Origin of the sequence: Pseudofrankia sp. EUN1h (genome assembly GCF_001854645.1) — a bacterium.
Lineage (GTDB): Bacteria > Actinomycetota > Actinomycetes > Frankiales > Frankiaceae > Pseudofrankia > Pseudofrankia saprophytica.
On the sequence record NZ_MBLN01000044.1, the window covers coordinates 1 to 15890 of the forward strand.

Annotated in this window: 8 protein-coding genes; all 8 read right to left on the bottom strand. The window is 74.8% G+C overall.

Annotation, left to right across the window (positions count from 1 at the left end; all coding sequences use genetic code 11):
- Nucleotides 1-224: 224 nt before the first annotated feature.
- Nucleotides 225-1955, bottom strand: a complete 1731-nt coding sequence (gene thiC, locus BCD49_RS11105) for a phosphomethylpyrimidine synthase ThiC (RefSeq protein ID WP_007515856.1) — start codon at nucleotides 1953-1955, stop codon at nucleotides 225-227.
- Nucleotides 1956-2115: 160 nt separating this feature from the next.
- Entirely contained in the window at nucleotides 2116-3384 is a 1269-nt protein-coding gene (locus BCD49_RS11110) for a type IV toxin-antitoxin system AbiEi family antitoxin domain-containing protein (RefSeq protein ID WP_071041463.1), read from the bottom strand.
- 180 nt (nucleotides 3385-3564) lie between these two features.
- Nucleotides 3565-5445, bottom strand: coding sequence for a class I SAM-dependent methyltransferase (locus tag BCD49_RS11115; RefSeq protein WP_007515858.1), 1881 nt, complete (start codon nucleotides 5443-5445; stop codon nucleotides 3565-3567).
- Between the two features lie 134 nt (nucleotides 5446-5579).
- Nucleotides 5580-6782: a glycosyltransferase gene (locus tag BCD49_RS11120; protein WP_007515859.1), complete on the bottom strand. Its 1203-nt coding sequence runs from the start codon at nucleotides 6780-6782 to the stop codon at nucleotides 5580-5582.
- Nucleotides 6783-6971: 189 nt separating this feature from the next.
- The gene (locus tag BCD49_RS11125) at nucleotides 6972-7967 is read right to left on the bottom strand and encodes an alpha/beta fold hydrolase (RefSeq protein WP_007515860.1); all 996 of its coding nucleotides are present in this window, start codon (nucleotides 7965-7967) and stop codon (nucleotides 6972-6974) included.
- 195 nt (nucleotides 7968-8162) lie between these two features.
- Nucleotides 8163-8498, bottom strand: a complete 336-nt coding sequence (locus tag BCD49_RS11130) for a hypothetical protein (RefSeq protein WP_007515861.1) — start codon at nucleotides 8496-8498, stop codon at nucleotides 8163-8165.
- Complete coding sequence (locus BCD49_RS11135) at nucleotides 8495-14095, bottom strand: type I polyketide synthase (RefSeq protein WP_083401383.1); 5601 nt, start codon at nucleotides 14093-14095, stop codon at nucleotides 8495-8497. Before BCD49_RS11135 ends, BCD49_RS11130 begins: the two co-directional genes overlap by 4 nt.
- Nucleotides 14088-15890 (bottom strand): SDR family NAD(P)-dependent oxidoreductase (locus BCD49_RS11140; protein ID WP_116439383.1); only part of this gene is annotated, 1803 nt, incomplete at its 5' end. The genes BCD49_RS11140 and BCD49_RS11135, both read right to left, overlap by 8 nt.

Consider the following 15890-nt stretch of genomic DNA (forward strand, 5'->3'; position numbering starts at 1 on the left):
GTTGCGGGGCGGTGCGCCCCGGGGACCTGTGAGCCAGGCCGGTCAGCAGGCCGTCCGCACATACGGAGACACCCGGCCGACCTGGAACCGGCATGTCAGTGCGGACTTTTCGCCGTCTCGCGCGACAGCACACCAGGTCACAGACCTATGATCTCGCCCAGGTGATCAACGTGAGCCAAGTCAGGTGACAGAGTGCGGCGTGCTCGGTGGATACGCGATGCGCGTCAGTGGGTCCGCGGGTCGGCGACCGGCAGGTAGAGGTGGGAGCCGTGGGCGGTGAACTCGGCGGCCTTTTCTCGTAGGCCGGCCTCGATCGCGTCGGTGGAGTCGAGGCCGTGTTCGTCGGCGTAGCGACGGACGTCCTGGGTGATCCTCATCGAGCAGAAGTGCGGGCCGCACATCGAGCAGAAGTGGGCCGACTTGGCCGGGGCCGCCGGCAGGGTCTCGTCGTGGAAGGCCTGGGCGGTCTCCGGGTCGAGGGCAAGGTTGAACTGGTCGGTCCAGCGGAAGTCGAACCGGGCGGCGGACAGGGCGTCGTCCCAGGCCTGCGCGCCGGGGTGGCCCTTGGCGAGATCCGCCGCGTGTGCGGCGATCTTGTAGGCGATGACACCCGCCTTGACGTCGTCGCGGTCCGGGAGGCCCAGATGCTCCTTCGGGGTGACGTAGCAGAGCATCGCTGTGCCATACCAGCCGATCATCGCGGCGCCGATCGCCGAGGTGATGTGGTCGTACCCGGGCGCGATGTCGGTGGTGAGCGGCCCGAGCGTGTAGAAGGGCGCGTCGTGGCACAGCTCGCGCTGCAGGTCCACATTCTCCTTGATCTTGTTCATCGGGACGTGCCCGGGGCCCTCGATCATGACCTGGACGTCGTGGTCCCAGGCGACGCGCGTCAGCTCACCCAGCGTCGCGAGTTCGGCCAGCTGGGCCTCGTCGTTCGCGTCGGCGATCGAGCCGGGGCGCAGGCCGTCGCCGAGCGAGAAGGTCACGTCGTAGGCGCGCAGGATCTCGCACAGCTCAGCGAAGTGGGTGTAGAGAAAGTTCTCCTCGTGATGCGCCAGGCACCAGGCGGCGAGGATCGCCCCGCCTCGGGAGACGATCCCGGTGCGCCGGCGCGCGGTCATCGGTACGTAGCGCAGCAGCACCCCGGCGTGGACGGTCATGTAGTCGACGCCCTGCTCGGCCTGCTCGACGACGGTGTCCCGGTACAGCTCCCAGGAGAGATCCTCGGCACGCCCGCCGGCCTTCTCCAGCGCCTGGTAGATCGGCACCGTCCCGACCGGGACGGGCGAGTTGCGGATGATCCACTCTCGGGTGGTGTGGATGTCGCGGCCGGTTGACAGGTCCATCACGGTGTCCGCGCCCCAGCGGGTCGCCCACACCATCTTCTCGACCTCCTCCTCGATCGAGGAGGAGACCGCCGAGTTGCCGATGTTGGCGTTGATCTTCACGAGCAGGTTGCGGCCGATCGCCATCGGCTCGGACTCGGGGTGGTTGATGTTCGCAGGCAGCACGGCCCGGCCGGCGGCGATCTCGTCGCGGACGAAGTCCGGCGCGAGCCCCTCCCGGATGGCGACGAACTCCATCTCCCGGGTGATCTCGCCGCGCCGGGCGTACGCGAGCTGCGTGACCGCGGCCCCGGGCACGGTGTCGCCGCGGGCCTCGATCCACGGCGCGCGGACCGCGGCGAGGCCCCGGCGGACGTCGATGGCGACCTCCGGGTCGGTGTAGGGACCGGAGGTGTCGTAGAGGACCACGGACTCGCCCGTGGACAGGGGCACCTCCCGCATCGGGACGCGCAACGCGCCGCCGGGGCCGGACGGGCCCACGAGGTAGGCCCGCCGGCTACCCGCCAGCGGAGGGTGAGCGATGGGCACGGCGGTGCCGGTGGGCTCGGTGGTCCCGGTGAACACAGCGGTGCTGGTGGACTCAGGGGTGGGACGGGCGGACTGCGCCATCAGAAGGCTCCCTACGCCGGCATTACCCGGACAGGTTCGGCGGTCGGCGGCCCCGGCCCGATGCCCAGCCGCCCTCTCAGCCCCCTGTGGTGGAAGCTCCCGCGGTTCGTTCGTTCCGGACGCTACGGCACGCCACGGGTCGCCGTCACGGGTTTCCCGGTCATGCCCAGGTGCGATGCGCGACGGCGGCGTCCCCAAGGGTGCCGAACCCGGCCGAGGTCGGGTCCAAACCCAGCGCCGGGCCGAAGGCCTGATCCAGCGCCGGCGTGAGGGCGGCAGCGAAGCCGGGCACGCGGACGCCGCCACCGCGGGCGAGCCGGGATGGGGCGCCTGTCCAGCCGCGCTGGCGCAGCGCGCTCACCACGGCGGCACCGACGCGATCGGGCTCCTCGCGCAGGATGCGGATGGGCACCCGCAACAGAAGCTGGCCAGCGTGTCGACTGGCCCGGCCCGCATGGGCGATCATCTGGATTCCGGCCGGCGCGGACCGCGCCACCCGGCCGCCCCGCGAGCCGAGGGCCGCCGCCGTCGCGGGCGGCACGGCGGCCGTGCGGATGCCCGTCGCCGAGATCACGCCCAGCTCGACGTGGACCTGCCAGGGCTCGTAGCTGATCTCGAGCCGGCTGGGTGCGCGCGGGTCGGGGCGGGTCCGCCGGCCGGGCGGCAGCCCGAACCGGTCCTCGACCCGCTGGTAGAGCGAGTCGGGCACCCACGGGGCGTCAGCGTCGAGGTCGTCGAGGGCGTCGCCGATCACCTGCCGGCGGCTGATCGGCCCGCGGCGGGCCAGCGCCGAGCGCACCTCGTCGGACTCGACGATCCCACTGGCCACGGCAAGCGCCAGGATCGTCCGGGCCTCCTCGTGGCTCGGCGACCATTCCGCCAGGTCGACCACCGAGCGTGGGAGCGCCGTGCGCGGCGGCCAGGTGTCGAGGTGCAGGTCCTCGCCGCCGAGCCGGGCGGTCGCCCGGATCCGCACTCCGGGGCGCGGGGTGACCCGCCGGCCGGACGCCAGCAGCACGGTCAGCCACGGTTCCTCGCATCCGCGCAGCCCGCCCAGAGCCGCCGCCGACGCGCCGCCCAGCACGGCGTCCRGGCCGATCGACACGAGCGCGCACCACAGCCGCTGGATCAGCGTCAACGGGCCGGGCTGGGTGACGACGACGTCGCCGGAGTACAGCTGCCAGCCGCCGCTGTCGACGCGGCGGCGGATCTCGGCGCGGGTGAGCCCGGCGGTCACCGCCTCCTTGACGGTCAGCACACCGGCGCGCCGGGCGGCGATCTGGATCGCCGGTCCGTCACCCGCCTCGCCGTCGCGCGGCGCGGGCAGCGACCCGGCGGCAGGCGTGCGGACCTCGCCCGAGGAGCCGAGGTCGACGAAGGACGTGTCGTGCCGCGAGGCATGGCCATGCTGGGCCCGGTCGATAGTCATGACAAGCACGATGAAGACGGCTAATGGTGCATTCAAGCCCAACAGAACATCTGTGGATAACCAACCTAAAGCAAACAGACTTCGCGGCGACGCCGTCGAAGGGCCGGTCCGACGCCAAAATCGCCCGCTCGCCCCGCGGGGCACCCGAGACCTGACCGCGAGGGCGCCCGGCGCCTCGCCCTAGGCGTCGAGACGGGCGATGACGCGGTAGGTGTTGGAGCGCTCGCCCTTGCGCAGGTAGGGCGCGAGGAAGGCGCCGGCCAGGCCGGCGAGCATCGCCGGCACCGCGGCGGCCGTCAGCACCACGCCGCGGGCGAGCCAGCGGACCGGCGCGGCCGGCGAGCCGGGCAGCCACGGCAGCGTCGGGCTCGGCGCCAGCGCCTGGGTGGCGAGCCCGACCGCGGCGAGTAGGTCGCCGGGCTCGTGCGCCTCGCCGAACTGGACCAGAACGGTGCGCATCCCACGGTCCGCCAGCGCGGCGACCAGGTTGTCGACCGGGATGAGCTGGCGCACCCCCGGCACCCCCCAGCCCCGCCACAGCGGCCCGAGCCGGTGGGCCCCCAGGCCGGCGGGGTTCGCCAGCTCCGCCACCAGGTAGCCACCAGGGCCGAGCGCCTTCGCCGCCGCGTCCAGGTCCTCGGACGGATCCCTGCTGCGCTCCAGGTAGCCGAACATGCTGATGACGTCGTACTGGCCGGTGACCGCCTCCGCGATGTCGGCGAAGCTCGCGGGATAGGCACGGTCGACCCAGCCGCGCCGGCGCGCCTCGCCGATCGTGTCCGCCGGGCCCACCCCGTCGAACACGGTCCGCGGCCACACCGAGCGGGCGACGTTGCAGAACGAGCCGACGCCGGCGCCGACGTCGAGCCAGGCTCGCGGCAGCACGTACGGGCGCATCAGTTCGGCCCTGGCGCGCAGCCGGGCCGCGCCCGCCGCGACGGCGACCTGGGCGCGCGTCTCGTTCATGCCGTCCTGGCGGTCACGCTCGTAGAGCACCCGCCCGGCCGGCGTCAGTCGCGGGTTCTGGAAGACATGCCCGCAGACGAGGCATTCGTCGAGCTGGAAACGGCCGGGCTTGCGCAGCTCGAGGTCGCGCGCGGTGAGCCGGACCGTGAGCTCGTAGGAGCCGCACCACGGGCAGTCGGGGCGAGGATCGGTCAGGAAGGCCTCGGGGCCGTCGGCGAACGCCCGTTGGTAGCGCTCGCGCCGGGCGGTGGCCTCCGCCTTGGTCCGCGCCTTGACCGGGTCGGGCGGCAGGCCGGCCGCCTTCGCCTCGGCGGCGGTGCGCTGGGCTCGCCGCCAGGAGCGCACCGTGCTGACGGTGTACTCCAGGCCGGCGGTGATCCGCACGATCGGGCTGCGGATCAGGTCACGCGGCGCGACCGGCACCCGCCCGGCGCAGACGAAGAACGGCTGGCACCAGAACAGTGCCGTCGCGGCGAGACCCCAGGGGCGGTTCAGGTGGACGCCGATGCCGGTCGCGACGTCACGCACCGTCGGCAGGTACATGTTGACCGGTTTGATGGCGTTCCACGACCGCCGCTGCACCCGTACCCGGGTGGCGCCGTCGTCGCGGGCGGCTCGCAGCCCGGGCAGCACCGCGAGGTCGGTGCTCGCAGGCGCGTGCCGCTTGAGCCGTTCGGTGATCTCGACGAGCTCCACCGGGGTGTAGTCGTCGCGCTCCTCCACCCCGGCGCGGTGGGCGACCTCGGCCCGCACCAGCAGCGCCTGGAACGCCCCGCGGCCGGGTGCGAGCCGGTCGCTCCGGTAGGTGCGGGTGTCGACCATCCGGGCCACGTCGAGCGCCCGCTCGATGGTCAGGTCGGCGGGCACCAGATCGAGCACGTCGAGCCGTTCCCGGCTGGCGTGGTAGCTGGCGGCCCGCTTGGCCGCCTCGGTGAGCTGGACACCGGTGGCACAGACGAAGAGATGGTCCGGGTCGACGGGGCGTCCGGAGGCGGGCAGCGTGTCCAGCCGGCGCAGCCGGCCGCGCAGTCGCACCCCGTTCACGAGCAGGCCGACGACGACGAGGATCGGCGCCCACCAGAGCAGCGTCCCCACGACCTATCCCGCCGCCGGCGCGCCAGCCTGCAGTGACAGCGCGAACAGGAGCCGCCGGGCGCGCGAAGGAGACGCATTTTCGCGCACCCTTTGGCCCACCAGCGCGAACAGGAGCCGCGCCGTTCCCCGTGCCGTCATGGCAGCAGTTTCTCGATGTGCGCGGCGCCGGCGGCGACACCACCGGCGGTGGCGAAGTCGTCGCGCAGCCGTCGCGCGGCCGACCGGTACGCGGGGTCGTCGAGCACCGAGCCGACGGCGGCGGCGACACCGGCGGCGTTGACCAGGCCGAATCGGACCCGCAGCCCCGCGCCCGCCCTGGTGAGCTGCTCGGCGATCACCGGCTGGTCGTCCCGGACGGGCGCGACCACCAGCGGGACGCCCTGGGACAGGGCCTCGCAGACGGTGTTGTTGCCGGCATGGCAGACGACGGCCGACAGGTGGCCCATCAGCTCCAGCTGTGGCACCTTGTCGCGGACGAGCACGTCCGCGGGCGCCGCAGCGGCCAGGTCGTCGACGATGCCGGGCGGGGCGACGATGATGGACTGCACCTGGTCGGTCATCCCGGCGAGCGCCTCGGCCGCGACGCGCAGGAACCGCCCGCCCGCCTCCCGGGTCACAGTGCCAAGCGAGACCAGTACCTTGGCCCGGGCCGGATCGAGCCACGACCAGGGAAAGTCAGCCGGCGGCTGGCGGAGCCCGGCACCCGAGCCGATGAACACCGTCCCGGGCGGGAGCGCGGCCACCGCGTCCGGCGTGCGCAGCAGCTCGGTCACCGAGCACACGAGCGTCAGCAGGTCGGAGAAGCGCAGGTCGCCGCGGGCGGCCTGGTCGGCCGGCACCCCCGACGCGAGCTGGAACTCGCGCAGCCGGTCGACGACCCACTGGCCGACGGCGGCCATCACCCCGTAGGGGTTGTCGAACTCGGCGGACGTGGTCGCGAGCGTGACCCACCGCAGCCGCCGGCGCCGGGCGAGCAGCGCGCCGCCGACCGCCTGCTGGTCGACGACGACCACGTCGGGACGGAAGTCGTCGACGACCGGTTCCAGGTCCCTGGCCATCGCCGTGCCCAGCGGCAGGAGGAAGTCCTCCCAGAGGAACTTGAACGAGCCGGTGCCGCGCTGGCGGCGCGACTTCTCCTCGATCTCGGCGCGCTCCCCCGAGGTGATCTCCTCGGGCAGCTCGATCAGCCGCAACGCCGCGGGCACCAGCGGGCGCACGACGCTGGCGTGGCCGGCGATGGCGACCTCGTGGCCGCGGTCGGCGAGCTCGCCGGCGATCCCGATGGCCGGGTACACGTGCCCGGCCAACGGCGGGACGACGAACAGGATGCGACCCACGCCCTCATCACTCCCCGAGGATCTGGCCGAGGCGCAGTTCCAGCGATCCGCTGGCGCGGATTCGCTGGGGACTCCGACGCTGGGAACCCCGGCGCTGGGAACCCCGACGGAGTCCCGCGCGGCCGGAGGCCGGCGTTGCCGGCACAGCGGACGGGCCCCGCGGGGCCGCCGTGCGCGCCACCCGGGACGTCACTGTTCGCTCGACACCCCAGACGACGCGGCGGGTGCCGCGGAGGTTGCTCCGGCCGCCGCGGGCACGTCCGCCGGCCCCTCGGGCTCCGGGGCGGCAGACGAGGCCCGCCGCTCGGCGTTGAGGTCCGACGGGATCGTGCGGGAGAGTACCCAGTCGGCGAGCTCGAACGTCTGGCCGCCGCGGTGGGTGTACTGCGGCATCTGCTCGTCGCGGCGCAGCAGCCACCAGCGCAGCAGCTCGCGCAGGTAGTCGACAGCCTCCCGCAGCACCATGTGCGTGTGCCGTTCGAGCACCACCAGCGTGCAGTCCGGCACGAGCCGCGCCAGGCCCTCGCCCTGCTCCATGATCTCGGAGTTGCCGCCGTAGATGGCGAGCACGGGCACTGGCAGCGCGCGCAGCCGGTCGGGTGAGAACGGCTCGGTCGCGAGCATGTCCTCGGCGATCGTGGTGTCACGCAGCAGCGACTGCGCGGACCGCATGATCCGGCCGACCGCCCGCCCGGCGCTGTAGGTGAGCCACTCCTCGACCTCTTCGTCGGAGATGGCGGCGAGCACCTGGGTGAGCGAGCGGGCCATCTCCTCGCCGAGGCCCTCGATGCGAAACGGTGGCTCGATCAGGGTGAGGCTCGCGACCCGCTCGGGGAACTCGACGCCGTAGGTCAGCCCAAGGGTGGCGCCGTAGCTGTTGCCGACCAGGTGGACCGGGCGCGTGACGCCCAGCTCGTCGAGCAGCGCGGACAGGTCGGCCATCGCGTTCGCGATGCCATAGCCGCTCGGCGTGCGCTCGCTCTTGCCGTGGCCGCGCAGGTCATAGCAGATGACCTCGCAGCCGGCGTCGGCCAGCGCGTTGCCGAGCGAGAAGTAGAAGCTCGCCAGGTTGTCGATCACCATGCCGTGCAGCATGACGACCACCGGAGCATCGGGGAGTGGCCCGCGGGGCGGCATGAGCCGCTGGACGTGCAGGCGCACGCCGTTCGCGACGACCTCAGCCACGGTCGGACTCCTTCCTTGGCGGCCCGCCTGGGCACACCGCCTTAGCCAGCCACGCCAGTTGGACGGGCCGTGCTGGCATTCCCCCATTTCGTACCAGCCCGGCCGATCCCACCGACGAGCGGCTGGGCTCAGCCTCGGTCCGCCGGTCGGCGAGCCGTGGTCCGACCGGGGCGGGTGCCCCGGCTCCGCGGTATCTCACGCCGCGGCGCCGGCCCGCAGCGAGTCGGCGATGAAGTGGACGACCTCGCCGACCCGCATGTTGATCACGCGGTCGACGTCCATCTCGGCGAGGAAGCCGACGAAGTCGACCTGGTCGCCGTAGGTCACCCGCATCCGGTCAGCCAGCGTCACGAACTCGATGCTCTCGAGCTCGAGGTCCTCGTTGAACGAGGTGTCCATGGTGATTTCCATGTCGACCACGTACTCCTCGCCGATCACGGCGCGCAGCATCTCGGCGATCTCGCCGAGGACCCTCACCTCGAGGGCATCCAGCGTCGGATCGGCCGAGCGAAGGGTGTCCTGCATGGTCATGTCGTGTGCGCTCCTTCGTCACTGGTGCTCGGGGTCTCCGGCCAAAGGCCGCGCGATTCTGGCGAAGCCTCGCGCGGCCGGAGGCCTTCTTCGGGTGTCGGGTCCGAGGTGACCAGGCCGTCGACGGATGGCGGCGAGGCCGGGGCAGGGGCGGGCACGTCCCAGGGGTAGCGGGCGCGCGCGGCACGCTCGACGGACGGCGTCGTCCAGGCGACGATGTGGTCACCGAGGCGAACCGGATCGGCCCCACCGGTCTCCCGCCGTACGCGGCCCATGCCGTCGACCGTACGCAGCGCCACCCAGCGCTGGCGCACGGGGCCGGATTCTGTGAGCACGGTGACCCGCAGCAGCAGCGGCGGCTCCGCGGGGCCGGCCTCGGTGACGCGGGGCGGGGGCGACTTGATGCCCTCGGCGGTCACCTGGTCCGGCCCGAGGACGGCCTGCTCCGCCGCGTCGGCGTCGAGGATGGCCTCGACGGCGAGGTCGGCATCCGCGTCCGTGGCGCCGGCGCCGACCGGGATGACCCGGTCGATGACGTAGCGGCGCGGCCGGCCCTGCAGGCCGGTACCGTCGGCCTTGGCAACGGCCTCCTTGGCGGCCCACATCCGGGCGAACCAGGCGGCCCGGCTCAGCTGGACGGCCTCGTCGGCCTCGTCGCCGGCCCCGTCGTCGATGGCGTCCCCGTCGTTCGGGGCCGCGGCGTCGGCGTCGGCGTCGACCGAATAGGAAGCCAGGCCGCTGGCGCTGGCCGGATCGCCGGTGCCGCTGGTCAGCCGGGCGAGCAGGCGGCGCTCGGGAGCGGTCAGGCCGGCCGCGAGCACGCCGGGCGTGCGCCGCGCCACCGTCTCCAGGTCGATGCCGACGTCGCCCTCGGTGTCGACCATCGCGACCGCGAGGTCCACCTTGTGCGCGATCGAGAGGCTGGGCGGCGGCCCGGCGGGGATGCCGGGACGCTCGGGCAGGCGCGCGACGAACGGGCGGCCGGCGTCGTCGTTGTCGATGGCGACCTCGATGCCCCAGACCGGACCGGCCCCGCCCACCCACAGCCAGCGGCGCACCGCGTCCTGGGCCGCGATCCGGCCGAGCAGCCATTCCCTGGCCGCGCGCGGGTTCTTCGCGGTGAGCACCCGGCGGCGCTCGGCGTCCAGGAAGTGGCGGACGACCAGCTCGCGGGAGGCGATGTCGCGCCAGTAGTCGGGGACGACGACCCAGCCGTCCGGGCGGGGCTCGGCGACCGTGTTGCGCTCCGGGTCGCGCATGAGCAGCCACAGCCACGCGTTCGCGGTGAACCGCCGGTCGGTCCAGCCGGTGACCTCGGCCCACACCGTGCCGTCGGCCGCCCTGACCTCCAGGTCGGCGGTGACGGTCTTGGCGGCGATGTCGCGGATGCGCACCACGCAGGACAGCCGCTCACCCGGCTCCGGATCCGGGCCGTAGAACCGCATCTCGGTGACCGCCTGCGGCAGCAGCAGCGAGTCGACGTCGAGGTGCTGGGTGGCCCAGTAGCCGTAGAGCTGGCCGATCGTGTCGAGCAGCGCGCCGGGCGCGCCGGTCACCACCAGCTGGCCGCGGGCGCCGAGCGGCGCGATGCCGTCGACGTGGGTGATGCCCTGGTAGCTCGGGCCGTGGAACATCCACCGCCCGCCGTACAGCTCGGCCGCCTGGTGCGGCGACGGCGTCTCGCCCGGCAGCCGGCCGTCCGCGGGCAGGTCGGCGGTCGAGGACGTCTGGCTCGGGGCCGGCGGGTACGCGTCGGCGAAGACCACGGTCACCCGGGCGAAGCCGTCCATCGACACCCGGACCGCGCCGTCGGGCAGCGTCGTGCAGGAGATCGTCACCTCGACCGACGGCTCGATCGCCACCCAGCGCAGCGCCCGGACGTCGCGGACGGCCGCGACCACCAGGTCTCCTGGAGCCGCTCCCGGATGCGATGCTCCGATCCGGGCGGTCTGGAACGCCCGCGCCTCGTCGATCATCATCTGCAGGACGGCCGTCATCGGCATCACCGGGAACCGGTCGGACAGGTCCTGCCAGCCCGGGGGCTGCCGGTAGAAGCAGTGGTCGATGACGTGCGGAAGCTCGGCCAGCGAGAGCGACCGCCGAACCGTCGTCGTGATCGGCCCGAGGCTCCCCGTGCCGCCGTCAGCGGCTCCGGCCCCGCCGCCGGCGCCATGGACGAGGGTGGTCCCGGCACCCGCCCGACCGGCGGACCCGGGTCCCGAGCCGGCGCCATTCCCGCCGGCGAGGGCCGGCCGGTGGTCGCGAGCCGGGGGCGCCACCACCGGGGGCGCCGGCGGCGTGGCGGACGGCGGCGTAGCGGCGGGCACGGACGTCAGCGCCCGGGTCGTCGCCGGAATGGACGGGCCCGCGGTCCGGCCGTCCCACCGTGCCTGGACGTCCGCGAGCACCGCGGCGGTCTCGGCGATCGCCAGGCCGAACTCGGCCAGCACCGGGTGACCACCGCGGCCCGCCACCGCACCGGCCAGGGCGAGCAGGTCGGCATCCGCGGACCGGGCCGCCGCGCTCGCGGGCGGCAGGTCAGAGGCGTTGGCGCCTGAACGCGCCGTGGGCACGGGCCTGCCAGCCACCGGGCGCGCTGCCGGCGCGGCGGCGGCCGGCGCGGCGGGCCGGGCGTCCGCCAGCAACGCGGGGGCGTCCGCCCCGAGCCGGACCATCGGTGAGCCCAGCCGCAGCAGCATGGGCCGCCCGCCGCGACGCGGCGCCGGGGCCGAGTCGGTCGGCGCGGCGGCCGTGGCCGCGGCGGCCGACGGGGTGGTCGCGGGGGCCGTGCCGGCGGCGACGGGCACGACGGGGCGGTGGCGGCAGGGCAGCAGGTCGAAGCGCGGCGCGCCGCCCTCGGCCCAGACCGCCGCCGCGACCCGGCGCAGCTGGTCCAGCCCGGACCGCTTCGGCGAGCTGGACACGACGGTCACATGGTCCGGCCGTCCGGCCAGCGTGTCGTCGACGAAACCGGCGATCGTGCCGACCCCGACCTGCAGGAACATCCGGACGCCGGCGTCGTGCAGCCGCTCGGCGAGCGCGCGGAACCGCACCGGCTCCAGCAGGTGGCGCACGGTCAGCTCACGGATGGCGTTCGCGTCGTCCGGGTAGGGCGCGACGGTCGTGGCCGACCAGACCGGCACGCCCGCCGGCGCGAGCGGCATCGTGGCCAGCGGCGAGCGCACCCGGTCCAGGTAGGGCCGCAGGAACGGGGAGTGGAAGCCGGACCGGAACGGCAGCACCTGCCCGATCACGCCCCGGGCGCGCAGCCGGGCGAGCGCCTCGGTGACGCTCGCCTCGCGCCCACAGATGACCGACTGGTGCGGGCAGTTGTCGTGCGAGACGACGACGTCGGGCAGATCCGCGATGACCTCGTCGACCGTCTCGACGCCGCAGCCGATGGCGCCGAAGCACACGCCGGGGACCTCCAGGGACCCCGGGTCGAACCCACCGATGAACGCGTCGACGAAGTCGTTCGGGACCATGCCCGACGAGATCATCGCGTTCCACTCGCCGATGCTGTGCCCGCCGACGACGTCGGGGACGATCCCGAGCCGGCGCAGCACGAGGTCGAGCACCCGGCCCACCTCGACGCTGGCCCGGCCGTGGCCGCCGAGCACGCCGGTCTCGCCCAGGTCCGGCAGCGGCAGGCCGAAGTGCGCGCAGACGTCGTCGACGCGCGGGTCGAACTTGTCCTCCAGCCCGCAGAACAGGAACGCGAGCCGTCCCGCCGGCGAGGACTGTCCCGGAGCGGCCGCCTCGCCGGGCCCGGCGAGCAGCGGGTCCGGGGTGAACCAGAGGTCGTTACGCCCGCGCCACGGGGTGCCGCGGGCGACGATCGTGCGGGCGAGCGCGAGCCGGCGCGGGGTGGGCGCGACCAGAGCGAGCCGGCAGGGGCCGCCCGTCGGGGCCGTCGCGGCGTCGTCGCGGGCGAGCAGCACCTCGTCGGGCACGGCGAGCTGGGCCGCGAGCTCGGCGGGCGTCGCCGCGGCGAGCAGCAGCACCGCCTCGGCCGCAGGGTCGGCCACCAGACCGGCTGGCGCGACCGTCGCCACGGCGGGCGTCGCCACGGCGGATGCGGTGGGCACGCCGGTCGGGGCGGGGAACGTGGCGGCCGGGGACGGTGCCGGCCGGTCGGGGGCCTGCTCCAGGACGGCGTGCGCGTTGATGCCGCCGAAGCCGAAGGCGTTCACCCCGGCGCGGCGCGGCGCGCCGCTGGCGGGCTCGTCCCAGGGCGAGGTGGCCAGCACCGGGGCGAACCGGGTACCGGCGAAGGCGGGGTGCGGGTCGTCGCAGTGCAGCGTCGGCGGCAGCGTGCGGTGGTGCAGCGCGAGGGCCGCCTTGATCAGCCCGGCGGCGCCGGCAGCCGGCATCGTGTGCCCGATCATGGACTTGACCGAGCCGATGCCGATCATCCGCGCGGCCGGGTCCAGCGGGCCGAACACGTCGGCAAGGGTGGCGAGCTCGGCGGCGTCGCCGTTCGGGGTGGCGGTGCCATGTGCCTCGATCAGCCCGACGGCGCTAGGAGCGCGCGGGTCGAGGCCGGCGTCCRCCCAGGCGCGGCGCACGGCGAGCGTCTGGCCGGCCGAGGCGGTCGCCATCAGCGAGGAGGTACGGCCGTCGCTGGCGACTCCGGTGCCGCGGACCAGCGCGTAGACGCGGTCGCCGGCCCTGCGCGCGTCCGAGAGCCGGCGCAGCATGAGCAGGCCGACGCCCTCGCCGATGAGCACTCCGTCGGCCGACCGGTCGAACGGGCGGATCTGCTGCGAGGGCGAGAGCGCCCGCAGCATCGCGAACGTGCTCCAGAAGGTCGGCTCGTGCACGATGTGCGCGCCGCCGACCAGCATCGTGTCGGCCCGGCCCAGGCGCAGCTCGCGGATGCCGGCGTCGACGGCGATCAGCGACGACGCGCAGGCAGCGTCGACGGTGTACGCCGGGCCGCGCAGGTCGAGCCGGTTGGCGATCCGGGAGGCGGCCAGGTTCGGCACCAGCCCGATCGCCGCCTCGGGCCGTTCCGGCCCCAGCTTCGCGACGAACGCCGCGTGGACGCGCTCGACCGCCTCCTCCGGCAGGTCCGGCAGCACCTCGCGCAGCGTCACCGCGACCTGGCGGGCGGTCTTGACCCGCTGCTCGATGCGGGCGAAGGCCGGGCCGAAGTAGCCGCCGCGGCCGAGCACTACGCCGACCCGCTCGCGGTCGCCGAGGGCGTCCTGGCCGCCGCCGTCGGCGATCGCCTCGGCGGCCAGCCGCAGCGCCAGCATCTGGTCGGGCTCGGCCCACTCGACCGCGAGCGGCATGATGCCGAACTCGGTCGGGTCGAAGGTGGCGAGCTCGTCGACGAAGCCGCCCCGGCGGGTGTAGAGCCGGTCGGCCCGTGGCGTTCCCGGCGGCGGCGGGGCGGCCGCCTCGGGCCGGTGGAACTCGTCGTCCCACCGGCCGGGTGGGGCCTCGCGGATCGCGTCCACGCCGCCGACGATGTTGGACCAGTACTGGTCCAGGCCGCCCGCGCCGGGGAACAGCGCCGCCATGCCGACGATCGCGATCGGATCGTCGGCGGCCGCGGCCCCCGAGACGCCTTCCCTGAGATGATCAGCCATAGAAGGCGTCCACCTCGCCGCACATGTAGACCACCTGCGCCGGGCCGGCGGGCGCGGCGAGCTCGCGCAGCAGCGCGTCGACACCCTCGGCCGGCTCGATCAGGCCGATGCCGCGCCGGGCGTACTCGCGCTCCAGCTCGGCGGAGACCATGCCGCCGCCCTCGGCCCGCCACGGTCCCCAGTCGACGCTGACGACCCGGCCCGCGACCTGCGCCGGCATGACCTCCGCCGGCTTGGCGGAGTCCTCCCGCGAGGTGAGCGCAGAGGCCGGGAAGACGCCGGCATGCGCGTGCGCCAGCGTGTCCAGGGTGTCGTTGGCGGCGGCGTAGTCGACCTGACCGCGGTTGCCGAAGACTCCCGCGACGCTGCCGAACAGGGCGACGAAGCGCGGGCCCCGGTCGCGGCGCAGCGCGGCGAGCAGCGCCCGCGCCCCGTCGACCTTCGTCGAGTACACCCGCGCGAACGATTCGGGCGTCTTGTCCCTCAGCAGCCGGTCCTCGAGCACCCCGGCGCCGTGGACGACACCGTCGAGCCGGCCGTGGCGGGCGTAGACGTCGGCGACGACGGCCCGCACGGCGGCGCCGTCGCGGACGTCGACGGCGTGGTACCGCACGCTCGCGGCGGTCCGGTCGAGCTCGGCGAGGGTCGCGCGCACCTCGCGCTCGGCGAGCAGCCGGGCGAGACGCGCCTCGATCTCGGCCGGGCGGCGCATGCCCGTGGCGATGAGCGCCCGGCGCAGCGCCGGGGCGTCCGTGGCCGCGGACGTGGCCGGGTCCTCCGGGCCGGCTGGCGGCGACGTCCGGCCGACCAGCTCGATGTGCGCGCCGTGCCGACGGGCGATCTCCAGGGCGACCTTGGCGGTGATGCCGCGGGCGCCGCCGGTCAGCAGCACCACCGAGGACGAGTCCAGCATGGGCGCCGCGGCGTCCGTGGACTGGGCCGTCAGCTCGGCGGGCAGGACGCGCAACGCCGAGCGGGCGCCGTCGCGGTAGCCGACGACGAGCGGGGCATGCTCGGCGACCAGCTCGCCGAGCAGCGACTCGGCGATCCGGCGGGGCGCGTCCTTGGGGTCGACGTCGACGACCCGCACGGCGACGTCGGGCAGCTCGTACGCGAGGGTGCGGGCGAAGCCGGCGAAGCCGGCGCCGGCCACCGGGGCCGGCTCGGTCGCCGCGGCGCCTCCCCGGCGGCCGAAGTCCCCGCCCAGACCGCTGGCGAGGACCAGCCGGCGAGTACCGCCGAGGGCCGCAGCCCGCAGCGCGGCGAACGCGCCGGGCAGCTCCGCCGCGGAGCCCGCGGCGGCGTCGAGCGCGGCGACCCACAGCAGGCCGTCGGCGGCGACTCCGCCGGCGACGACCTCGGCGAGGTCCGGGGCGCCGGCGTCGAGGAGGCGCACGGTCGCGCCGGCCTGCTCCAGCAGGTCCGCGATCTCCAGGCCGACCCCAAGTCCGCCCTCGACGACGGCGAAGCGCCCGCCCGCTAGCGGCGTGCCATCGCCCGGCAGTCCACCCGCCACGGCGGAGCCCCTGCTGCCCAAGGCCGTGCTGCCCACGGCCGGCAGCGGCCCCGGCTCGACGACGAACCGGCGCAGCGGGAACCGCGCTCCCCCGACCAGTTCGGGCTCGGCGGCCAAGTGCTCCTCGGCGACCGAGTGCTCTGTGCCGGTCTCCCCCACGTCGGTGGCCTTGGCGGCGGTGTGCGCGACGATCCAGTCGACGATGCCGTCCACCGTCTTGATCGCCGCCAGCTCCTCCACCACCGACTCGTCCAACTCACCACCCGCGGCATCCGCGAG